The following is a 21,172-nucleotide window of genomic DNA, read 5'->3' on the forward strand; positions in this document are numbered from 1 at the left end:
TGTGATTATGCCAGCGTTCAAATTTCATAGTGTTTCGGTGGTCATAGCGTTAGGGAAACGCCCGGTTACATTCCGAACCCGGAAGCTAAGCCTTTCAGCGCCGATGGTACTGCAGGGGGGACCCTGTGGGAGAGTAGGACGCCGCCGAACAATCATTGTGGGAAAGCCCCGCACCCTCTGGGTGCGGGGCTTTTCTGCGTTCCGGACACCCGCGGGCACTCCTGTAGGGTCAGGGGGCATCGAACGACCATTTCTACCGTCACGTGGAGGCCCCCGGGTGGAGGTCCAGGAGACTCGGGTTCAGACTGACCGAATTTTCACCATTCCCAACATCCTGAGCATGGCTCGCCTGGCCGGCGTGCCCCTGTTCCTGTGGCTGATCCTCGCGGAGTACGACGGGTGGGCCCTTGCCGTCCTCATGCTCAGCGGGGTCAGCGACTACCTCGACGGGAAGCTCGCCCGGCGCTGGAATCAGATCAGCAAGCTCGGCCGGCTGCTGGATCCCGCCGCGGACCGCCTCTACATCCTGTCGACGCTGTTCGGTCTGACCTATCGCGAGATCCTGCCGCTGTGGCTCACCGGAGCTCTCCTCGCGCGTGAGCTGATGTTGCTGGTCATGGTGTGGATCCTGCGCCGCCACGGATATCCGCCGCCACAGGTCAACTTCCTCGGCAAGGCCGCGACCTTCAACCTGATGTACGCCTTCCCGTTGCTCCTGCTCAGTGACGGAAGCGGCTGGTTGGCCTGGTTGGCCTCAGTTTTCGGATGGGCGTTCGCGGGATGGGGTACAACCCTCTATTGGTGGGCAGGAATCCTTTACGTGGTTCAAGTCCGCCGCCTGGTGAAGGCTGACGCCACGGCCGATTGAGCCCGCCCGACGCCGGATGACGCGGAGGAGTCGCGAAGTCACCGAACGAGGCGGGTGAGAGTCGGCACGACTGTCATCTCTCAAGGAGGACTCTTCCGACATGAAGGCCGTCGTGATGGCCGGTGGCGAGGGCACACGCCTTCGTCCCATGACCTCGAGCATGCCCAAGCCGCTCCTGCCGGTGGCGAACCGCCCGATCATGGAGCACGTACTCAGGCTGCTCAAGCGGCACGGTCTCAGCGAGACCGTGGTTACCGTGCAGTTCCTGGCGTCGCTCGTCAAGAACTACTTCGGGGACGGCGAAGAGCTCGGGATGGAGCTCACCTATGCCAACGAGGAAAAGCCACTCGGGACCGCCGGCAGCGTGAAGAACGCCGAGGAGGCCTTGAAGGATGACGCCTTCGTCGTCATTTCCGGCGATGCGCTGACCGACTTCGACCTCACCGACCTGATCCGCTTCCACAAGGAGAAGGGCGCACTCGTCACGGTGTGCCTGACCCGGGTGCCGAACCCGCTGGAATTCGGCATCACGATCGTGGACGAGGAAGGCAAGGTCGAGCGTTTCCTGGAGAAGCCGACCTGGGGCCAGGTGTTCTCGGACACCGTCAACACCGGCATCTACGTCATGGAGCCCGAGGTCTTCGACTACGTCGACGCCGACGTCTCGGTCGACTGGTCCAGTGACGTCTTCCCCCGGCTGATGAAGGAAGGCCGGCCGATCTACGGCTACGTGGCCGAGGGCTACTGGGAGGACGTGGGCACGCACGAGAGCTACGTCAAGGCGCAGGCCGACGTGCTCGAGGGCAAGGTCGAGGTCGAGATGGACGGCTTCGAGATCTCGCCCGGCGTGTGGGTCGCCGAAGGTGCCGAGGTCAGCCCGGACGCCGTACTGCGCGGACCGCTCTACATCGGGGACTACGCGAAGATCGAAGCCGGCGTGGAGATCCGCGAGCACACGGTCATCGGGTCGAACGTCGTCGTCAAGTCCGGAGCCTTCCTGCACCGGGCGGTCGTCCACGACAACGTGTACATCGGCCCCCACAGCAACCTCCGCGGCTGCGTCATCGGCAAGAACACCGACATCATGCGCGCGGCCCGGATCGAGGACGGAGCCGTCATCGGCGACGAGTGCCTCGTCGGTGAGGAATCGATCGTGCAGGGGAACGTGCGCGTCTACCCCTTCAAGACGATCGAGGCCGGTGCCTTCGTCAACACGTCCGTCATCTGGGAGTCCCGCGGACAGGCCCACCTCTTCGGCGCGCGCGGGGTCTCCGGGATCCTGAACGTCGAGATCACCCCCGAGCTGGTGGTCCGGCTCGCCGGCGCCTACGCCACCACCCTGAAGAAGGGTGCGATCGTCACCACGGCCCGCGACCACTCCCGCGGCGCCCGAGCGCTCAAGCGGGCCGTGATCTCGGCGCTCCAGGCCAGCGCGATCAACGTGCGCGACCTGGAGAACGTACCGCTGCCCGTGGCGCGGCAGCAGACCGCGAGAGGCAGCGCCGGCGGGATCGTCCTGCGGACCTCGCCCGGAGTGCCGGACTCCGTCGACATCATGTTCCTCGACGAACGAGGAGCGGACCTCTCGCTCCAGCAGCAGCGCAAGCTGGACCGCGTGTACGCGCGCCAGGAGTACCGGCGCGCGTTCCCCGGCGAGATCGGCGACCTGCAGTTCCCGGGCAGCGTCTTCGACGCGTACACCGGCTCGCTGCTGCGGCGGGTGGACACCACGGGGATCGCCGACGCGGGGCTCAAGGTGGTCGTCGACGCCACCAACGGCAGCGCCGGGCTCGTCATGCCGAGCCTGCTGGGCCGGCTCGGGGTGGACGCGCTGACGATCAACCCCGGCCTCGACGAGTCCAGGCCGACGGAGACCGCCGAGTCCCGGCGGGCCGGCCTGGTGCGGCTGGGCGAGATCGTCGCCTCGGCCCGGGCGGCCTTCGGCGTGCGGTTCGACCCGGTCGGCGAGCGCATCTCCCTGGTCGACGAGCGCGGGCGGATCATCGAGGACGACCGGGCTCTGCTCGTCATGCTCGACCTGGTGGCCGCGGAGAAGCGCAGCGGCAAGGTGGCGCTGCCGGTGACCACGACGCGCGTCGCCGAGCAGGTGGCGGCGTACCACGGCACGCAGGTGGAGTGGACGACGACCTCGCCGGACGACCTGACCCGGGTCGGGCGGGCGGAGAACACCATCTTCGGCGGAGACGGCCGGGGCGGCTTCATCGTTCCGGAGTTCAGCAGCGTCTTCGACGGCTCGGCGGCGTTCGTGCAGCTGCTCGGCCTGGTGGCGCGTACCCAGCTCACGCTGAGCCAGATCGACGCCCGGATCCCGCGGGCGCACGTGCTCAAGCGCGACGTGCCGACCCCGTGGGCGGTGAAGGGGCTCGTCATGCGGCGGGTCGTGGAAGTGGCCGGAGACCGGCAGGTGGACACCACCGACGGCGTGCGGGTGGTCGAGGCCGACGGACGGTGGGCGCTGGTCCTGCCGGACCCGGCGGAGGCCGTGACGCACCTGTGGGCCGAGGGCCCCGACGACGCCTCCGCGCAGGCACTGCTCGAGGAGTGGGCGGGCGTGGTGGACGGCGCCGGGCACTGAGTGCCGGGCGGTCCATGACATAGCGCGTGAGTCCGGTGGGCCGGGGTGTCCGGCCCCGGCCCACCGGATGGACGCATTGGGAGTGTGCGGCGCCGACATGCGACGATGTGCGGCATGTCGCAGCCGCCCCACAACCGGACTCCGGCGTCTTCTGTGCCACCGCGGCCGGACGCCTCCATGTCGCTGCTGACGCACGTGATGGACCACAGCCTCGACGAGGGCTACGCGGAGGCGACGGCCCGGCGCCGGGCGGATGGCACGGCCGGCCTGCCCCGCACGCTCAAGGCCAAGCTGGGGCTCGCCGCCGGACTCGTGGTCGCCGCGATGGTCGTCACGCTCGGCGCGGCCGAGGCCCGCGTGGACGCGCCGGTGCTCGCCAAGGAACGCCAGGAACTGATCGACCGCGTCCAGCGGGCCGACGAGCGCGCGGACGCCCTGGAGCAGAACATCGACCGGCTGAGGACCGATGTCGCCGCACGTCAGCGCGCGGCCCTCAAGCAGCCCGGCGGGAGCCAGGGCGAGCTCGTCTCCCTGCTGGCCGGCGCCACCGAGGTCCGCGGGCCGGGGATCAAGCTGGTGGTGGACGACGCGAAGGGCTCCTCCACGGGCGACGGCGGAAAACCGCGCGAGAGCAGCGGCTTCTCGGACACCGGCCGGCTCCGCGACCGTGACATGCAGAAGATCGTCAACGGACTGTGGCAGTCCGGCGCGGAGGCGATCTCCATCAACGGGCAGCGGCTGACGGAGCTGTCGGCGATCAGGGCCGCGGGCGACGCGATACTGGTCGACAACCGGCCTCTGGTGCCGCCGTACGAAGTGCTGGCGGTGGGGGACAAGAAGAAGCTCGGCCCGGCCTTCCAGGACTCGGCGGACGGCCAGTACCTGCACGTTCTGCAGGAGAGCTACGGGATCCGCTACACCCTGTCCGCGGCCGACGAGCTGCGGCTTCCGGCCGCCTCGAGCCTGATCGTACGTACAGCCACAGCAGCAGAGCAGCAGAAGGGTGCATCGTGATCGCGGTACTGGGCCTCTTGGCCGGAGTGGTGGTCGGACTTCTGGTCCGGCCCGAGGTACCGGCCGTGGTGGAGCCTTATCTGCCCATCGCCGTGGTGGCGGCGCTGGACGCGGTGTTCGGCGGTCTGCGCGCCATGCTGGACGGCATCTTCGTCGACAAGGTCTTCGTGGTGTCGTTCCTGTCGAACGTCGTCGTGGCCGCGCTGATCGTCTTCCTCGGCGACAAGCTGGGCGTCGGCTCGCAGCTGTCGACCGGCGTGGTCGTCGTCCTCGGCATCCGCATCTTCTCCAACGCCGCGGCCATCCGCCGGCACGTGTTCCGGGCGTGATGGCCATGAGCGCGAACGACACCCCTGCCGAGGAACCGAACGTCCCGGAACAGCCTCTTGAACAGGGAAAGACACAGGCCGAGCCGGTTGCCGAGGAGACCGGACGGCAGCGGCTGGCGGCGGGACTGTGGCCGCCGAGGGTCAGCCGGGCCCAACTGATCGTCGCCCTGCTGCTGTTCGTCCTGGGCCTGGGCCTGGCCATCCAGGTCCGGTCGAACAGCGACTCCAGCGCGCTGCGCGGGGCGCGTCAGGAGGACCTCGTACGGATCCTCGACGAGCTCGACGGGCGGACCAAGCGGCTGGAGGACGAGAAGCAGCGGTTGGAGGACCAGCGCCGGGAGCTGGAGAGCAGCTCCAACCAGGCCGAGGAGGCCCGCAAGCAGACCGTGGAGAAGGAGCGTCAACTCGGCATCCTGGCCGGTACGGTGGCAGCACAGGGACCGGGCATCACGCTCAAGATCACTGATCCCACCGGCCAGGTGCAGTCCGACCAGCTGCTGGACACGCTCCAGGAGCTGCGGGCCGCCGGGGCCGAGGCGATCCAGATCAACGGGGTGCGCATCGTGGCGGGCTCGTACTTCTCGGACGAGAACGGTGGGGTCGGGATCGACGGCAAGAAGATCACACAACCCTATGAGTTCAAGGTGATCGGCAAGCCCCAGGATCTGGAGCCCGCGCTCAACATCCCGGGCGGCGTCGTCCAGACGCTGGAGAAGGAGCAGGCCACGGTCGCCGTCACACGGTCGGCGAAGATCGTTGTGGATGCCTTGCGGGCTGCGAAGCAGCCTGACTACGCTCGGTCGTCATCGGGGTGAAGATGAAGCGGAGTGGAGGGTGGAGCGGCTCACACGGGCTGATGCCTGCGGGGGGTCGCCGCACCGAAGTTGCGGTGCGTGGTGGAAACTGTCTGGTGGTTACGGACGTTGTGAGAATGTCCGGGTCGGCAGGTGTCTGCATTCGGAGTTCGTCCTGCCCCACGGGCGGGTCTGTTTCAGTCAAGGGGAATCGCCCGTGAAGTTGTTTGAGAAGTTGTTCGGCAAGAAGAACCGCGAGGAGAGCGGCGCGGCGAGGCACCGCGCCGGGGGTGCGGAAGGCCAGGGCGACCGGCCGCTCTTCCGCGACGAGGTCGCCGGCGCGGGCGAGGTTCCGGGTGCCCCCGGCGCGTCGTCTGTTGACCCTGCCGGTACCGGCCGCATAGGTTTCGGTGAACCATCAACCTCAAGTGCGGGTGGAGGGTTTGCCCCCGACCCGTATGCCACCAATGCCTCCGCGGGGCAGCCGCGGCGCGAGGAGCCGTCCATGTCGGCCGAGCAGGTTTGCAGCAGGTGCGGACACCGTAGCGATGCGGCCAGCCGGTTCTGCTCCAACTGCGGAGCGCCGCTGCGGGCGGGTCTGACGCCGGAGCGTGCCTCGGAGACCACGTCCACCATCTCGATCTCGGGCCTCGAGGCCTACGAGGCCGAGGTGACGGGACAGACGCACGTGTCGTCCTCGCTGTCCCCCGAGGCCCAGGCCGCGGTGGAGGCACTGCCGCCCGGTTCCGCCCTGCTCATCGTGCGGCGCGGACCCAACTCCGGCAGCCGCTTCCTGCTGGACGGCGAACTGACCACGGCCGGCCGGCACCCGCAGAGCGACATCTTCCTGGACGACGTCACCGTCTCCCGGCGCCATGTCGAATTCCGCAGGAGCCAGGACGGCGGCTTCACCGTGGCCGACGTAGGCAGTCTCAACGGCACGTACGTCAACCGTGAACCGATCGACTCCGTCGCCCTTCACAACGGCGACGAGGTGCAGATCGGCAAGTACCGGTTGGTCTTCTACGCGAGCCTGCGGGGCGTCTGACCCTCCCCCGGACCCGGTCCGGGGGCACCCGAGGGAAGGTCCCATGCTGCGCAATCCGACAGGCGGCGCCGGAAACGGCACCGCCGGCTCGGCCGGGCGGCTGGTGAGCATCGGCACGGTGCTCACCACGCTGCGTGACGAGTTCCCCGAAGTCACGATCTCGAAGATCCGTTTTCTGGAGGCGGAGGGGCTGGTCGAGCCCCGGCGCACACCTTCCGGGTACCGCAAGTTCAGCACGGAGGACGTGGAGCGCCTCGCCCGCATCCTGCGGCTGCAGCGTGACCACTACCTGCCGCTGAAGGTCATCCGCGAGCAGCTCGACGCGCTCGCACGCGGGGAGCAGATCCGCATCCCGGCGCCCACGGCGCACGGCGACACCGCCGATCCGTCCGACCCGGCCGTCTCCGCCGCCGTATACGGCGAGGTGGGGCAGGAGCGGCCCCCCGCGGCCCGTGTGGGGCGGCCGGAGCTGCTGGAGGCCGTCGGCGTGGACGAGGAGCAGCTCGTCGAGTGGGAGTCGTACGGGCTGCTCGCCGAGGCGCCGGGCGGCGGGTTCGACGCCGATGCGGTCACGGTGGCCCGGCTCGTGGCCGACCTGGGGCGTTTCGGCCTGGAGCCGCGGCACCTGCGCGCCATGAAGGCGGCCGCCGACCGGGAGGCGGGTCTGGTGGAACAGGTCGTGGCACCGCTGCGCCGGCACCGCAACCCGCAGACCAGGGCCCATGCGGAGGCCACGATGAAGGAGCTCGCGGGGCTCTCCGTACGGCTGCACGAGGCCTTGGTGCAGACGGCTCTCGGCGTCCGGTTGCGCTGACCTCGGCGGTCGAGGTGGAGCCCCGACTACCCAAACCTGCCGAGCAGGTCCTAGGGTTGCTGTGTGAACGAGCTCGACGTTGTGGGTGTCCGGGTGGAAATGCCCTCCAACCAACCGATCGTGCTCCTGCGTGAAGTGGGAGGCGATCGGTACCTCCCCATCTGGATCGGTCCGGGGGAGGCGACGGCCATTGCCTTCGCCCAGCAGGGGATGGCGCCTGCCCGGCCGCTGACGCACGACCTCTTCAAGGACGTGCTGGAGGCGGTCGGTCAGGAGCTCACCGAGGTCCGGATCACGGATCTGCGGGAGGGCGTCTTCTACGCGGAGCTCGTCTTCGCCAGCGGGGTCGAGGTGAGCGCGCGGCCTTCCGACGCCATAGCCCTCGCCCTGCGGACGGGGACGCCGATCTACGGCAGTGACGGCGTCCTGGACGATGCCGGAATCGCCATCCCGGACGAGCAGGAGGACGAGGTGGAGAAGTTCCGCGAGTTCCTCGACCAGATCTCACCCGAGGACTTCGGCACCGGCCCGCAGTGAGGCACCGTCTGCGTCGTCCACGGTGTGGCTCCAGCCCATTCGAGTAGCCTTTCCCCGCAAACGGATACGGGAAACCACTCTCAGGGTGATTATCACTCGGCGTGCCGAGTGTGGCGATCGTTGACGCACCCCTGGTGACTGCCTACCTTCGAGGTGGGCAGGTCAAGGACGGAGGGTCGGCGTGAGGATCACGGGCGACGGTACGACCGGGGGCACCCCCGTACGGAGTGGCACCGGGCCGTACCCGCTGCACGGTGGTGCGGTCGGATCCGCGCACCGTCAGCCGGAGTCGACGCCGGTCGGGCCGGTGGACGGCGAGCCGGCGCCCGAACAGGTCGGCTACCGCGGGCCGACGGCGTGCGCCGCGGCCGGCATCACCTACCGGCAGCTCGACTACTGGGCGCGCACCGGGCTGGTGGAGCCCAGCGTGCGGCCCGCCTACGGGTCCGGGACTCAGCGCCTCTACAGCTTCCGCGACGTCGTCGTCCTCAAGATCGTCAAGCGCTTCCTGGACACCGGTGTGGCGCTGCAGAACATCCGCACGGCCGTCCGGCACCTGCACGACCGCGACCTCGCGGACCTCGAGCGGATGACGCTGATGAGCGACGGCGCCACCGTGTACGAGTGCACCTCGCCGGACCAGGTCGTCAGCCTCCTCCAGGGCGGGCAGGGCGTCTTCGGCATCGCCGTGGGCGTGGTGTGGCGCGACGTGCAGAGCGCGCTGTCGCAGCTGCACGGGGAGCGGGTGGACACCGGCGAGACCCTGGTCGGGCACAACCCGACGGACGAGCTGGCCGCCCGCCGCAACCGCGCCGTCTGAGCGGGCCGGCCGAGCCGCGGGAATGTCAGTGGCGTAGGGCAGCATCGGTGCTGTGAGAGCCGCTCCGACCATCCTGCATCTGGACATGGACGCCTTCTACGCCTCCGTCGAGCAGGCGTCGAAGCCGAGCCTGCGCGGCAAGGCCGTCATCGTCGGGGGGCTCGGGCCGCGCGGGGTCGTCGCCACGGCCTCGTACGAGGCCAGGCGGTTCGGGGTGCACTCGGCGATGCCCACCGCGCAGGCCAGGCGTCTCTGCCCGAACGGCGCCTACCTCATCCCGCGGTTCACGCTCTACCGGCAGGTCAGCGACGTGGTGATGGCCATGCTGCGAGAGCTGTCGCCGCTGGTGGAGCCGCTCAGCCTGGACGAGGCCTTCGTGGACCTGGAGGCGGGCGGGGTCGCTTTCGACGCGGGCTCGGCCCGGGCGACGGGCGAGCGGTTGCGGGCCGACATCAGGGCCGCCACCGGGCTCAGCGGGTCCGTGGGGCTCGCCGGGTCGAAGATGCTGGCCAAGGTGGCCTCGGAGGAGGCCAAGCCCGCCGGGCTGCTGCTGATCGAGCCCGGGACCGAGCGGGAGCTGCTCGCTCCGATGTCCGTACGGACCCTGCCCGGGGTGGGGCCGGCCACGGGGGAGCACCTGCGCCGCGCCGGGATCACCACGGTGGGGGAGCTGGTGGAGGCCGGGGAGGACGAGCTGGTCCGGATGGTCGGGCGCGCGCACGGCACGGGGCTGTACCGGATGGCGCTGGGGCTGGACGACCGGCCGGTGGTCGCGGAGCGGGACGCGAAGTCGGTGTCGGTCGAGGACACCTTCGACGTGGACCTGCACGACCGGGTGCGGATCCGGGGCGAGGTGCAGCGGCTCGCCGACCGGTGCGTGCAGCGGCTGCGGGGCTCCGGGCACTCGGGGCGCACGATCGTGCTCAAGGTGAGGCGCTACGACTTCTCCACGCTGACGCGGTCCGAGACGCTGCGCGGGCCCACGGACGACGCGGCGGTGGTGCGCGAGGCCGCCGCGCGGCTGCTGGAGGCGGTGGACACCACGGGCGGGGTGCGGCTGCTGGGGGTGGGCGTGACCGGCCTGGCGGACTACACGCAGGAGGACCTCTTCGCGCAGTCACTCGCCGCCGAGGCGGAGGCGGCGGACGAGGGGGCCGGAACGGACGGCACGGGCGGTACGGCCGCGGGAGCCGAGCCGGATGCCGCCGACGGGGGCGCGGGGGCCCAGGAGGGGTCGGAGCCGCCCGCGGAGGCACAGGGGGCTCCCGGGCGCCGCTGGGTGGCCGGGAGCGACGTACGGCACGTCCTGTACGGGCCGGGGTGGGTGCAGGGCAGCGGGGTCGGACGGGTGACCGTGCGGTTCGAGCAGCCCGGATCGGAGCCCGGCCGGGTGCGGACCTTCCGGGTGGACGACCCCGAGCTGGAGCCGTCCGACCCGCTGCCGCTGGTGGGGGACACGGACTAGGAGGGGTGCCGGCGGCGGGAGGTCAGCCCTCGTCGCCCGCCAGGCGGCCGAAGTCGCGGTGGAAGTCGGACGGAAGGGTCGTGTCCAGGCCGTAGTGGTGGTAGAGCTGGAGTTCCTGTTCGGGAGAGAGGTGGCGGCCGACGCCGAAGTCCGGTGCGTCCTTGATGAGGGAGCGTTCGAAGGGCACCCGCAGGGTCTCGCCGACCATCTCGCTCGGCTCCAGGGGGACGAAGGCGTCCCGGCTGAACAGGCCCGTGCGGACGGCGGCCCATTCCGGGACACCCGTCGCATCGTCGAGGTAGACCTCGTCGATGGTGCCGATCTTGGCACCGTTGCGGTCGAACGCCTTGCGGCCGATCAGGCTGCGCGGATCGATGTCGGTCTGCACGGTCCCTCCAAATGGTCGCAACTGCTCCGTAATGACTACAGAAGTGCATTTCCGCAGAGGAGGCCACTCGGGGAGCCCCTTGAACCCCGCTGGTAGTCTGGGTGACGGCTGTCGACCCTGTGCGGGAGAGTCCTCCGAGTGAGCAAGACGGAGGCGCCGAAGGAGCAAATCCTCCCCGGAATCTCTCAGGCATACGTACCGCACGGACGAGGCCACTCTGGAAAGCAGGGCGGGTACCGGGCGCGCAGTGCCGGTCCCCCTCCTCACCGACGGTGAAAGCCGGATCTCTCGGGAGACCCCCGTGACTCCGGTGAAACTCTCAGGTGCAGATGACAGAGGGGGAGGCCGTCCGGGTGCCCGCGCCGTGGTGCCCCTCGCAGGTCATATGACCAGGAGGCCTCCGTACATGACCGCCAACCGCATTCCGCTCTCCCAGCTGGAGCGAGGCATCCCCTTCGCACAGCGCCACATCGGCCCGGATGCCGAGGCGCAGGCGAAGATGCTCGCCCACGTGGGCTACGGCTCCCTGGACGAACTGACCGCCGCCGCGGTCCCGGATGTGATCAAGACCGCCGACGCGCTCGACCTGCCCGAGGCGCGGACCGAGGCCGAGGTGCTCGCCGAGCTGCGCTCGCTCGCCGACCGCAACCAGGTCCTCACCCCCATGATCGGTCTCGGCTACTACGGGACCTTCACCCCGCCGGTGATCCTCCGCAACGTCATGGAGAACCCGGCCTGGTACACGGCGTACACGCCCTACCAGCCGGAGATCTCGCAGGGCCGCCTCGAGGCCCTCCTGAACTTCCAGACCGTCGTCGCCGAACTCACCGGCCTGCCGACCTCGGGCGCCTCGCTGCTCGACGAGGGCACCGCGGCCGCCGAGGCCATGACCCTGGCCCGCCGCGTGGGCAAGGTCAAGGGCAACGTCTTCCTCATCGACGCCGACGCCCTGCCGCAGACGGTCGCCGTCATCGAGACCCGCGCCGAGCCGATCGGCATCGAGGTCGTCGTCGCCGACCTCTCCGACGGCATCCCCGCCGAGATCGCCGAGCGCGGCGTCTACGGCGTCCTGCTCCAGTACCCGGGTGCCTCCGGCGCCGTCCGGGACATCAAGCCGGTCATCGACCAGGCGCACGAGCTCGGTGCCATCGTCACCGTCTCGGCCGACCTGCTCGCCCTGACCCTCCTGACGTCCCCGGGCGCCCTCGGCGCGGACATCGCCGTGGGCACCACCCAGCGCTTCGGCGTCCCGATGGGCTTCGGCGGACCGCACGCCGGCTACATGGCCGTCCAGGACAAGCACGCCCGCTCGCTGCCCGGCCGCCTCGTCGGCGTCTCGGTGGACGCGGACGGCAACAAGGCGTACCGCCTGGCCCTGCAGACCCGCGAGCAGCACATCCGCCGCGAGAAGGCCACCAGCAACATCTGCACCGCGCAGGTGCTGCTCGCCGTGATGGCCGGCATGTACGCCGTCTACCACGGCCCGGACGGCCTGCGGACGATCGCCGGCCGCACCCACCGCTACGCGACGCTGCTCGCGGCCGGTCTGCGCGCCGGCGGGGTCGAGACCGTGCACGGCTCCTACTTCGACACGATCACGGTCCGCGTCCCGGGCCGAGCGGCCGAGGTCGTCGCAGCCGCCCGTGAGGGCGGGGTCAACCTGCACCGGGTCGACGCCGACCTCGTCTCCATCAGCTGCGACGAGACCACGCTGCGCGCCGACATCGAGGCCGTCTGGGCCGCCTTCGGCGTCACCGCGGACATCGAGGCGCTCGACGGGACCACGGCCGACACCCTGCCCGAGGCCCTGCTGCGCTCGGACGCCTACCTGACCCACCCGGTCTTCCACCAGCACCGCTCCGAGACCGCGATGCTGCGCTACCTGCGCAAGCTCTCGGACAAGGACTACGCGCTGGACCGCGGCATGATCCCGCTGGGCTCCTGCACCATGAAGCTCAACGCGACCACCGAGATGGAGCCGGTGACCTGGCCCGAGTTCGGCCAGCTGCACCCCTTCGCCCCGGTGGAGCAGGCCGAGGGCTACCTCACGCTCATCAACGAGCTGGAGGAACGTCTCTGCGAGGTCACCGGCTACGACAAGGTCTCCATCCAGCCGAACGCCGGCTCCCAGGGCGAACTCGCCGGTCTGCTGGCCGTGCGCGCCTACCACCGTGCGAACGGCGACGAGCAGCGCACCGTCTGCCTCATCCCGTCCTCCGCGCACGGCACCAACGCCGCCAGCGCCGTGATGGCCGGCATGAAGGTCGTCGTCGTCAAGACCGCCGACGACGGCGAGGTGGACGCGGACGACCTGCGCGCCAAGATCGAGCAGCACCGCGACGAGCTCGCCGTGCTGATGATCACGTACCCCTCCACGCACGGTGTGTTCGAGGAGCACGTCGCCGACATCTGCGCCCAGGTGCACGAGGCCGGCGGCCAGGTCTACGTCGACGGCGCCAACCTGAACGCCCTGGTGGGCCTGGCCAAGCCGGGTCACTTCGGCGGCGACGTCTCGCACCTGAACCTGCACAAGACCTTCTGCATCCCGCACGGCGGCGGCGGTCCGGGCGTCGGCCCGGTCGGTGTCCGGGCGCACCTGGCCCCGTACCTGCCGAACCACCCGCTGCAGCCGACGGCCGGCCCGGAGACGGGCGTGGGCCCGATCTCGGCCGCTCCGTGGGGCTCGGCCGGCATCCTGCCGATCTCCTGGTCGTACGTGCGCCTCATGGGCGGCGAGGGCCTCAAGCGCGCCACCCAGGTGGCGGTGCTCGGCGCCAACTACATCGCCAAGCGCCTGGAGCCGCACTACCCGGTGCTCTACACCGGCCCGGGCAACCTGGTCGCGCACGAGTGCATCATCGACCTGCGCCCGCTGTCGAAGGCCACGGGCGTCAGCGTGGACGACATCGCCAAGCGTCTGATCGACTACGGCTTCCACGCGCCGACGATGTCCTTCCCGGTCGCCGGAACGCTCATGATCGAGCCGACGGAGTCCGAGGACCTCGCCGAGATCGACCGCTTCTGCGACGCGATGATCGCCATCCGCGCCGAGATCGAGCGGGTCGCGGGCGGCGAGTGGCCGGCGGACGACAACCCGCTGGCCAACGCCCCGCACACGGCGGCTTCGCTGGGCGGCGAGTGGGACCACGCGTACACCAGGGACGAGGCCGTCTTCCCGGGCGGGGTCACGGCCGCCGAGAAGTACTGGCCGCCGGTGCGCCGCATCGACGGTGCGTTCGGCGACCGGAACCTGGTGTGCTCCTGCCCGCCGCTGGACGAGTACGACAACTGAGGCGTCCGCCTCTGACGGCAGTCGTATGACATGACGAAGGGGCCGGCCCGGGAGACTCTCCCGGCCGGCCCCTTCGTCGTCCGCCGCCGTCTACGCCGCCGCGAGCGGGCGGTGCGGGGCGATGATCTGCCCGTCGGGCAGCAGCTCACCGGTGTCCTCGAAGAGCAGGACGCCGTTGCACAGCAGGCTCCAGCCCTGTTCCGGGTGGTTGGCCACCGGGCGAGCGGCCTCCCGGTCGGCGGATTCGGCAGACGGGCAGGCTGGCTGGTGCTGGCACATGGATGCGTTCTTTCGCTGCGGTGTGGTCTGTGTGCTACGGCTCGATACCTGGTTCATGGCCGTCCCCCTGGGTCATCCCCGCAGCCGCGGGGCGCTTGCCATCAGTGTTCCCCCACGACAGCCGCTTCGCAGGGATTTCCCGGCAGCTGTCCTCATGGATTGATGACGCATCACTCGTGCGGGCGGTTCAGGCCAACTCCCCTGTCATTTCGGATGGTTCGCGGGTGGCCCGGGCGGACTAGGCCGAATGGGCGAATCGGGTCAGGCGGCGGGCGCGGCCAGCGACGGCGGGACCGGCGCCGTCGCGGGGGTGAGCCGGTGGGTCAGCACGGGCAGGAGTTCGGACACCGGATGCGGCCGGTACGCGGCGATCCCGGGCGGGGCCGGGGCCAGGGGCACCAGCAGGTCCTCGCCGGCGGGCAGTCCGGCGGCGGCGTCCGCGCCCACCGCCCCGTGCAGCCACAGCGTCAGCATGTAGAGCTCCGGTACGGAGAGCAGCCGGGGCTGGTAGCTGGTGCCGAGCAGCTCGGCCTGGCGCAGGGCGCGCTCGGTGGCCGCGACGTAGGGGCCCTCGAAGAAATGGGAGAAGGTCCAGCCGTCGGGCGTCAGCCGCGTGTCGGCCGCCGCGACGTGGCGGTCCCCGCTGCGGATCAGGAACCGCCAGCCGACGAGCCGGGTGCGGGGCGGCCGGCCGGCGGACGCGAGGTCCGAGAGGTTCAGCCGGTCCAGGACGTGGACCGGAAGGGGGAGTTCGGCGGTCAGCGGCCCCTGGATGGCGCGCAGGGCCGGAGTGTGCGCCTCGTGGACGGCGGTGGGGGAACCGAGTGCCGCGAGGACGCTGCGCAGGGCGGGTGCGGGAGCCGGGGGGACATGCAGCGGCATGGTGGGTCGCCTCTCACTTGGGAGACCTGTGGAACGGGGGCAGGTGCGGGACGGCGCTGTCGCATTCTGGGGCCAGAGGGGGGCCGAGGGGCAATGGCCGCGCGCCAACTCTCTGCCTCGTTTGCGGAGTTTATACGACATGTGTTCACGCAGTGTTTCGGCTAGCCGTCCCGCCTATTGCCGACAAGGCGCTTACCGGTCCCGCTGACATGGCATTCATGCCGGATGCGCGCGAACGTGCCGCGCTGACCTCGGAGGTTACCGGAAGGGGGCTCGGCTGGAAAGCACCTGTTTTCAGGAGCGGGCAAATGTCAAGATGAATTTGCATGAGGCGACTTGCCAGGTGAATGTGCCGAAGCGCCCTTCGGCCAACCCGGCGCGCGCTCCTCGCCACGCACGCCCCCTCCGCGTTATGGATCACGATGCCGGGGCATCATCGACCGTAACGCGCGCCTGGGTGCCCCGGGCCAGGCCCACTCGAGGAGGGACGCTTCGATGGGGGAGAAGGTCGTGGCGGGCGGATTCGACCTGTCCGATCGGCAGCGGTATCGAAGGAAACTCCACGAGTGTCTGGAGGGACTGGAGCGACTTCTGGCGGAGAAGAGGTTCGATCGCCCCAAGAACATGATGGGGCTGGAGATCGAGTTGAATCTCGCGGGAACCGACGGGTTGCCGCGAATGGTGAATGCCCAGGTGCTGGAGCGGATTGCCAGTCCTGATTTCCAGACCGAACTGGGAATGTTCAACCTGGAGGTGAACGTTCTGCCGCACCGGCTCGGCGGCCGGGTATTCGACCAACTCGCCGAGGAACTCAGCGCGGGGCTGGGATACGCCCACCGGCAGGCCGCGGAGATCGACGCCGGAGTCGTGATGATCGGCATCCTGCCGACGATCTCCCGCACGGACCTGGTCACCGCGAACCTCTCGGCGGTGGACCGCTACTCCCTGCTGAACGAGCAGATCCTGATGATGCGCGGGGAGGACTTCACGCTCGACATCGACGGCGTCGAGCGGCTGATCTGGACCTCCGGGTCCATCGTGCCTGAGGCCGCCTGCACCTCCGTACAGCTGCACCTGCAGGTGACGCCGGCCCGGTTCTCGGCCGTGTGGAACGCGGCGCAGGCGGCGACCGCGGCGCAGATAGCCGTCGGCGCCAACTCGCCCTTCCTGTTCGGGCGGGAGCTGTGGCGGGAGTCGCGGCCGCCGCTGTTCACGCAGGCCACCGACACCCGGCCGCCGGAACTCCAGGCGCAGGGAGTGCGGCCGCGCACCTGGTTCGGCGAGCGGTGGGTGGACTCGGCGTACGAGCTCTTCGCCGAGAACGTCCGCTACTTCCCCTCCCTGCTGCCGATATGCGACGAGGAGGAGCCCCTGCGGGTGCTGGCCGAGGGCGGGGTGCCGAGCCTGCAGGAGCTGGTCCTGCACAACGGCACCGTCTACCGCTGGAACCGGCCCGTGTACGGGGTGGCGGACGGGGTGCCGCACCTGAGGGTGGAGAACCGGGTGCTGCCGGCCGGGCCGACGGTCACCGACGTCGTCGCCAACGCCGCCTTCTACTACGGACTCGTACGCACCCTCGCGGACGAGCCGCGCCCGGTGTGGACCCGGCTGCCCTTCGCCGAGGCGGAGGCGAACTTCGACGCCGCCTGCCGGTACGGGATCGAAGCCCGGCTGCGGTGGCCGCGCCGGGGCCGGGCCGGCGGCCTCGTCAGCGTGCCGGCGGTACGGCTGGTCCTGGACGAGCTGCTGCCGATGGCGGCGGCGGGCCTGGACGCCTGGGGCATCGAGCCCGCGGACCGGGACCACTACCTCGGCATCATCGAGGAGCGCTGCCGGCGGCGGGTGAACGGTGCGACGTGGCAGGTGGACACCTACCACCGGGCCCTGGCGGCGGGGCTGGAGCGGGACGAGGCGCTGGCCGCGACCACCCGGCGCTACAGCGAGCTCATGCACAAGGGCGACCCCGTGCACACCTGGCCCGTGGGGCTGACGGAGGAGGTGGGCGCGGCGGTGCCGGTCGTGCGCTGAGGCGGCGCGCCGGGCCCGGCCCTCTCCTGCGACCCTCCCTCGGTGATCCCCCGTCCGGCCGACGAGGCAGTATGGGGTGGTCGCAACGGGATGGCAGGACGGGAGTCGGGCGTGCGGGCTGAGCCGGAGCCGGTGTTCGTGGAGCTGGGCGAGGAGGGGCGTCGGGACCTCCTGCGCACCGAGACCCTGCTCGTCCTGGCCTTGTCGCTGGGGGCGAGCGGGGTCTCGGCGCTGATCAGCTTCATCGGCTCGCTGACCAAGCCGGGCGGGCTGAAGGACCAGGCCGCCACGCTCAACGGCTCCTACGCCCCCGGCCGGCCCTGGCTGGACCTGGCCTGGCAGCTGTTCGGCATCGCGAGCGCGCTGGTCCCCGTACTGCTGGTGGCGCACTTCCTGACGCGCGAGGGCGCCCCCGGGCTGCGGGTGCTGGGCTTCGACCTCACCCGGCCCCTGCAGGACCTGGGCCGGGGCGTCCTCGTCGCGGCCGGGATCGGGAGCGCCGGGCTGGCCTTCTACCTGGGGTCACGGGCCGCCGGCTTCAACCTCACGGTGGTGCCGGAGGCCCTGCCCGACGTGTGGTGGAAGTTCCCCGTGCTGATCCTCTCCGCGATCCAGAACTCCGTGGTGGAGGAGGTCATCGTCCTGGCCTACCTGCTGCGCAGGCTCGACCAGCTCGGCTGGTCGCCGATGGCGGCGCTGGCGGCCAGTGCGGTGCTGCGCGGCTCCTACCACCTCTACCAGGGCATCGGCGGGTTCATCGGCAACATGGTGATGGGCGTCGTCTTCGTGCTGGCCTACCGCCGCTGGGGACGGGTCGGACCTCTTGTGGTGGCCCACGCGCTGCTCGACATCGTCGCCTTCGGCGGGTACGCCCTGCTCGCGGGCAAGGTGGGCTGGCTGCCGACGCCGTGACGCGGCGGCGCACCCGATCGGCCCCGCAGGGCGGGGCCGCGGGCCGCTGCGGTGCGACGCTGGGGGAGTGAGGAGGCGCGCACGGTGGCTGTCATGGACTCCCTGGTGTCGTTCGCCCCGTTCTTCGTGCCCGTGATCAGCGGCCTGGTGGGCGGGGCCAGCCTCCTCCTCCGGGACCGCCGAGAGGCGCGCAGCGCCGACCACAAGTACCGCAAGCGGCTGGAGAAGGCCCAGCTGGAGGTCCAGTTCATCACCGGCTGGATCCAGGCCAAGGAACTGGTTCCGGCCGACGGCCCGGACCCCGATCCGGCGCCGGGGCGCTGGTTGGACGACTGCTACGCGTCGGTGCGCCGGGCCCAGGACGACGCGGGCGGCCACCAGCGGACGGGTCCCGTCTCGCTGCGGCGCCTGCTGCTGCTGGGCGAGGTGGCGGGCCCGGCGAGGAGCGTGCGGGTCGCGTACTGGATCTCCCTCGCCCTGTTCAACCTGGCGCTCGCGTGGTGGGTGAACGCGCTCGTTTCCGGCGTACCCGGCTTCATGCACGAGGAGGGCGTCCCGGAGTCCGAGGAAATCGGCTCCTACCTCCTGACGGCGTTCGTCCTCTTCGTGGTGTCGGCCGTCCTGTGGCTGTGGACCGTGCGGCTGGGGCGGGCCGAGCCGGGACAGGTCTACCGCAAGCGCATCGACTCGGACGCCTGGGAGGAGAACGAGCGCAAGCGGCGTGCTGCGGCGCGCGCGAGGGCGGAGGCGAAGGAGGGGGCCAAGGCGGCCCGCGGGGAGCGGGACGGGCCGGCGGGCTGACCCGGCTCCGCCGCCCGCGCCCCGTGCCGGCACTGCCTGCTCACCCCTGACGTCCGGTCACGGGGCGGTGAGGAGCTCGCCGTCGACGACGGTGACGGCGTGGCCGGTCAGCAGGGTGCGGTCGCCCGCCAGGGTCACCCGTACGAGCCCCTGCCGGGCGCCGCCCTGGAGGCCGGTCAGTTCGGCGCGGCCCAGGCGCTGCGCCCAGAACGGGGCGAGCGCGGTGTGGGCGCTGCCCGTGACCGGGTCCTCGTCGATCCCGAAGGCCGGGAAGAAGCCCCGGGAGACGAAGTCGTACCCGAGGGAGGGGTCCTCGGCGGGGGCGGTGACGATCACCCCCCGCTTGGCGAAGGCGCGCAGGGCGGCGTGGTCCGGCTCCAGCTCGCGGACGGTCTTCTCGTCGGCGAGTTCGATGACGAGGTCGCCGATGTGCGCGGCGGTGTCGTGGACGGAGAGGATCGGCACCCCGCCGAGCGCGTGGTCCACGGCGGGCGGCGCCGGGACCGGGGTCAGTGACGACGTCGGGAAGTCCATCGTGATCGTGCCGTCCGCAGCGGTCTCGGCGGTGAGGACGCCGCAGCGGGCGGTGAAGCGGATCAGCCCCTCGGCGAGTCCGCCGGTGGCCAGCACGTGCGCCGTGGCGAGGGTGGCGTGGCCGCACATGTCGACCTCGGCGGCCGGGGTGAACCAGCGCAGCGCCCAGTCGGCGTCCCCGCCGGGCGGCAGGGGGTGGGCGAAGGCGGTCTCGGAGAGGTTCACCTCGGACGCCACCTGCTGCAGCCAGGCGTCCGGGGGGAACCCGCCCTCGAGGAGCAGGACTCCGGCGGGGTTTCCGTGGAAGGGGCGGTCGGTGAAGGCGTCGACGATTCGGATGCGCATGGACCGACGTTAGGACGGTTCCTTGATCGTCGACAAAGGCCAATCCGGGGTGACTGGCCTCCTCCGAGACTGTTCGGTGAATAGTTTCCGATATATCGTTGACGGATCGCGATCGCTCATCGATAGTGGATGCATCGGAGAACCGATGAACGGACACGAAGTGGCGAAAGGAGCGCAGGCATGCGTTCACACGGACAGCACGGACAGCACGGCCACGGGCACGAGCACGGACGGGGCCACGGCCACTGCGGGCCGGACCGTCGGGAGGGATTCCAGGGATTCCGCGCGGCCTTCGGCCCCTTCGGGCCGCCCTTCGGCGCGGGGCCCTTCGGCGGCCGCGGCGGCCGCGGGGGACCGCGGGGACGGGCCCGGCGCGGAGACGTGCGCGCCTCGATCCTGGCGCTGCTCGCGGACCGGCCGATGCACGGCTACGAGATGATCCAGGAGATCGGCGAGCGCAGCGGCGGGGCCTGGAAGCCCAGCCCGGGCTCGGTCTACCCGACCCTGAGCCTGCTGGAGGACGAGGGGCTCATCAGCAGCGAGAGCGGGGGCGGCAAGAAGCTGTTCACGCTCACCGAGGCCGGCCGTGCCGAGGCCGAGTCGGGGCCGGACGCCCCCTGGCAGGACGCCGGGCGGGGCTTCGACTTCGAGGCGATGCACGAGGTCCGGCAGGCCGGCGCCGGCCTGATGGAGGCCTTCGGGCAGGTCTTCAGGACCGGCTCGCCCGAGCAGCGGCAGAAGGCGCTCGCGGTCCTCAATGACGCCCGCAAGAAGCTCTACCTGATCCTGGCCGACGAGGACTGAGCCCGGCCGGCCGGCCCGCCCGTACGGCGGCGGCGAGCCCCGCGACATCTCGTCGCGGGGCGCGCCGCCCTCCGTGCGCCGGTGGCTGCGGGCCGGGTCAGGCGACCAGGCCGGCGAGCTTGCGCAGCGACTCGTTCAGGGCGGCGGTGGCCGAGTCCTTCAGCTTGCCCGCCATCAGCGAGACGGCGGCCCCGGTGAACTCGCCGTCGATGCGGACGGTGGTGGCCCCGCCGTCCGGCGTCAGGGTGTAGCGGGTGAGGACGGCGACACCCATCGGGCCCTTGCCGGTGATGGCGAAGAGGCGTTCGTCCTCCAGCTCCGAGACGGTCCAGACGACCTCGGCCGGGAATCCCATCATCTTCATGTTCTCGGCGAAGGTCGATCCGACCGCCAGGGTCTGCGGACCGCCCTGCGGGAAGTTCGTGTGGGTCATGCTCCACTGCCCGTACGCGTCCCAGTCCGTCAGCTGGGACCAGAGCTGCGCGGCGGACGCCTCGATGCGTGATTCCGCGGTGACTTCAGCCATGCGACCACCCCTTCTCGTCGGGTACGTGCGCGGAAGGTAGCCCCGGCGGCGGAAACATTCAATACTGACGACCTGTCAGATCCGGTGGGGGCGGGC

General features: G+C 70.7%; 20 protein-coding genes, 1 rRNA gene and 1 riboswitch. Of the genes, 16 read left to right on the forward strand and 5 right to left on the reverse strand.

Annotated elements, in window-relative coordinates; genetic code table 11:
• Positions 1-33 precede the first annotated feature (33 nt).
• From rrf to OHA91_RS31175, 11 genes are all read left to right on the forward strand, one after another.
• Positions 34-150 (forward strand): 5S ribosomal RNA (rrf, locus tag OHA91_RS31125).
• Between the two features lie 127 nt (positions 151-277).
• Positions 278-868, forward strand: coding sequence for a CDP-alcohol phosphatidyltransferase family protein (locus tag OHA91_RS31130; protein ID WP_031149849.1), 591 nt, complete (start codon positions 278-280; stop codon positions 866-868).
• Positions 869-968: 100 nt separating this feature from the next.
• Positions 969-3,464: a mannose-1-phosphate guanyltransferase gene (locus OHA91_RS31135; protein WP_031149851.1), complete on the forward strand. Its 2,496-nt coding sequence runs from the start codon at positions 969-971 to the stop codon at positions 3,462-3,464.
• A gap of 105 nt (positions 3,465-3,569) precedes the next feature.
• Positions 3,570-4,478, forward strand: a complete 909-nt coding sequence (locus tag OHA91_RS31140) for a DUF881 domain-containing protein (RefSeq protein WP_078959239.1) — start codon at positions 3,570-3,572, stop codon at positions 4,476-4,478.
• Complete coding sequence (locus OHA91_RS31145) at positions 4,475-4,807, forward strand: small basic family protein (RefSeq protein WP_007262894.1); 333 nt, start codon at positions 4,475-4,477, stop codon at positions 4,805-4,807. The genes OHA91_RS31140 and OHA91_RS31145 overlap by 4 nt, the downstream gene beginning before the upstream one ends.
• Before the next feature lie 5 nt (positions 4,808-4,812).
• A complete protein-coding gene (locus OHA91_RS31150) occupies positions 4,813-5,622 on the forward strand; it encodes a DUF881 domain-containing protein (RefSeq protein ID WP_328740435.1) in 810 nt (269 codons plus the stop codon).
• An 88-nt stretch (positions 5,623-5,710) separates the two neighbouring features.
• The gene (locus OHA91_RS31155; RefSeq protein WP_209441493.1) at positions 5,711-6,649 is read left to right on the forward strand and encodes an FHA domain-containing protein; all 939 of its coding nucleotides are present in this window, start codon (positions 5,711-5,713) and stop codon (positions 6,647-6,649) included.
• A gap of 43 nt (positions 6,650-6,692) precedes the next feature.
• On the forward strand, positions 6,693-7,463 hold the full coding sequence (gene ftsR, locus OHA91_RS31160) for a transcriptional regulator FtsR (RefSeq protein WP_328740437.1): 771 nt from the start codon (positions 6,693-6,695) through the stop codon (positions 7,461-7,463).
• Between the two features lie 63 nt (positions 7,464-7,526).
• Positions 7,527-8,000 carry a bifunctional nuclease family protein gene (locus tag OHA91_RS31165; protein ID WP_031149860.1) on the forward strand — a complete coding sequence of 158 codons (474 nt, stop codon included), beginning with the start codon at positions 7,527-7,529 and terminating at the stop codon, positions 7,998-8,000.
• Between the two features lie 181 nt (positions 8,001-8,181).
• On the forward strand, positions 8,182-8,820 hold the full coding sequence (locus OHA91_RS31170; protein ID WP_328740440.1) for a MerR family transcriptional regulator: 639 nt from the start codon (positions 8,182-8,184) through the stop codon (positions 8,818-8,820).
• A gap of 52 nt (positions 8,821-8,872) precedes the next feature.
• Positions 8,873-10,285, forward strand: coding sequence for a DNA polymerase IV (locus OHA91_RS31175; protein ID WP_328740442.1), 1,413 nt, complete (start codon positions 8,873-8,875; stop codon positions 10,283-10,285).
• A gap of 22 nt (positions 10,286-10,307) precedes the next feature.
• On the opposite strand, the gene OHA91_RS31180 is transcribed toward OHA91_RS31175, so the two are convergent.
• A complete protein-coding gene (locus tag OHA91_RS31180; protein WP_030658278.1) occupies positions 10,308-10,673 on the reverse strand; it encodes a PRC-barrel domain-containing protein in 366 nt (121 codons plus the stop codon).
• A 112-nt stretch (positions 10,674-10,785) separates the two neighbouring features.
• A riboswitch (glycine riboswitch) is annotated at positions 10,786-10,884 on the forward strand.
• 195 nt (positions 10,885-11,079) lie between these two features.
• Between OHA91_RS31180 and gcvP the strand changes: the two genes are divergently transcribed.
• Positions 11,080-13,965 carry an aminomethyl-transferring glycine dehydrogenase gene (gene gcvP / locus OHA91_RS31185; RefSeq protein ID WP_328740444.1) on the forward strand — a complete coding sequence of 962 codons (2,886 nt, stop codon included), beginning with the start codon at positions 11,080-11,082 and terminating at the stop codon, positions 13,963-13,965.
• Positions 13,966-14,055: 90 nt separating this feature from the next.
• Here gcvP and OHA91_RS31190 read toward each other — a convergent pair whose 3' ends face one another.
• The gene (locus tag OHA91_RS31190; protein WP_030009772.1) at positions 14,056-14,244 is read right to left on the reverse strand and encodes a DUF5999 family protein; all 189 of its coding nucleotides are present in this window, start codon (positions 14,242-14,244) and stop codon (positions 14,056-14,058) included.
• Between the two features lie 261 nt (positions 14,245-14,505).
• On the reverse strand, positions 14,506-15,126 hold the full coding sequence (locus OHA91_RS31195; RefSeq protein WP_031149869.1) for a hypothetical protein: 621 nt from the start codon (positions 15,124-15,126) through the stop codon (positions 14,506-14,508).
• Between the two features lie 495 nt (positions 15,127-15,621).
• On the opposite strand from OHA91_RS31195, the gene OHA91_RS31200 reads away from it, so the two are divergent.
• The 3 genes from OHA91_RS31200 (at position 15,622) to OHA91_RS31210 (ending at position 18,867) form a co-directional block, all read left to right on the forward strand.
• Positions 15,622-17,154 (forward strand): glutamate-cysteine ligase family protein, encoded by a 1,533-nt coding sequence (locus OHA91_RS31200; protein ID WP_031149871.1) that lies wholly within the window; start codon positions 15,622-15,624, stop codon positions 17,152-17,154.
• Positions 17,155-17,244: 90 nt separating this feature from the next.
• Entirely contained in the window at positions 17,245-18,066 is an 822-nt protein-coding gene (locus OHA91_RS31205) for a CPBP family intramembrane glutamic endopeptidase (RefSeq protein ID WP_078959240.1), read from the forward strand.
• Positions 18,067-18,150: 84 nt separating this feature from the next.
• Positions 18,151-18,867: a hypothetical protein gene (locus OHA91_RS31210; RefSeq protein ID WP_158714764.1), complete on the forward strand. Its 717-nt coding sequence runs from the start codon at positions 18,151-18,153 to the stop codon at positions 18,865-18,867.
• Positions 18,868-18,924: 57 nt separating this feature from the next.
• Here OHA91_RS31210 and OHA91_RS31215 read toward each other — a convergent pair whose 3' ends face one another.
• On the reverse strand, positions 18,925-19,746 hold the full coding sequence (locus OHA91_RS31215; RefSeq protein ID WP_328740445.1) for a PhzF family phenazine biosynthesis protein: 822 nt from the start codon (positions 19,744-19,746) through the stop codon (positions 18,925-18,927).
• Between the two features lie 180 nt (positions 19,747-19,926).
• On the opposite strand from OHA91_RS31215, the gene OHA91_RS31220 reads away from it, so the two are divergent.
• Complete coding sequence (locus tag OHA91_RS31220; protein WP_328740447.1) at positions 19,927-20,550, forward strand: PadR family transcriptional regulator; 624 nt, start codon at positions 19,927-19,929, stop codon at positions 20,548-20,550.
• A 97-nt stretch (positions 20,551-20,647) separates the two neighbouring features.
• Here OHA91_RS31220 and OHA91_RS31225 read toward each other — a convergent pair whose 3' ends face one another.
• Complete coding sequence (locus OHA91_RS31225; RefSeq protein WP_031149881.1) at positions 20,648-21,076, reverse strand: type II toxin-antitoxin system Rv0910 family toxin; 429 nt, start codon at positions 21,074-21,076, stop codon at positions 20,648-20,650.
• Between the last annotated feature and the right edge of the window lie 96 nt (positions 21,077-21,172).

Origin of the sequence: Streptomyces erythrochromogenes, from assembly GCF_036170895.1 — a bacterium.
GTDB lineage: Bacteria > Actinomycetota > Actinomycetes > Streptomycetales > Streptomycetaceae > Streptomyces > Streptomyces erythrochromogenes.

Coding starts and splice junctions, on each gene's coding strand:
- OHA91_RS31135 (WP_031149851.1), top strand. CDS start 969: ATGAAGGCCGTCGTGATGGCCGGTGGCGAGGGCACACGCCTTCGTCCC.
- OHA91_RS31140 (WP_078959239.1), top strand. CDS start 3,570: ATGTGCGGCATGTCGCAGCCGCCCCACAACCGGACTCCGGCGTCTTCT.
- OHA91_RS31150 (WP_328740435.1), top strand. CDS start 4,813: ATGAGCGCGAACGACACCCCTGCCGAGGAACCGAACGTCCCGGAACAG.
- ftsR (WP_328740437.1), top strand. CDS start 6,693: ATGCTGCGCAATCCGACAGGCGGCGCCGGAAACGGCACCGCCGGCTCG.
- gcvP (WP_328740444.1), top strand. CDS start 11,080: ATGACCGCCAACCGCATTCCGCTCTCCCAGCTGGAGCGAGGCATCCCC.
- OHA91_RS31190 (WP_030009772.1), bottom strand. CDS start 14,244: ATGTGCCAGCACCAGCCAGCCTGCCCGTCTGCCGAATCCGCCGACCGG.
- OHA91_RS31195 (WP_031149869.1), bottom strand. CDS start 15,126: ATGCCGCTGCATGTCCCCCCGGCTCCCGCACCCGCCCTGCGCAGCGTC.
- OHA91_RS31200 (WP_031149871.1), top strand. CDS start 15,622: ATGGGGGAGAAGGTCGTGGCGGGCGGATTCGACCTGTCCGATCGGCAG.
- OHA91_RS31205 (WP_078959240.1), top strand. CDS start 17,245: ATGGCAGGACGGGAGTCGGGCGTGCGGGCTGAGCCGGAGCCGGTGTTC.
- OHA91_RS31215 (WP_328740445.1), bottom strand. CDS start 19,746: ATGCGCATCCGAATCGTCGACGCCTTCACCGACCGCCCCTTCCACGGA.
- OHA91_RS31220 (WP_328740447.1), top strand. CDS start 19,927: ATGCGTTCACACGGACAGCACGGACAGCACGGCCACGGGCACGAGCAC.
- OHA91_RS31225 (WP_031149881.1), bottom strand. CDS start 21,076: ATGGCTGAAGTCACCGCGGAATCACGCATCGAGGCGTCCGCCGCGCAG.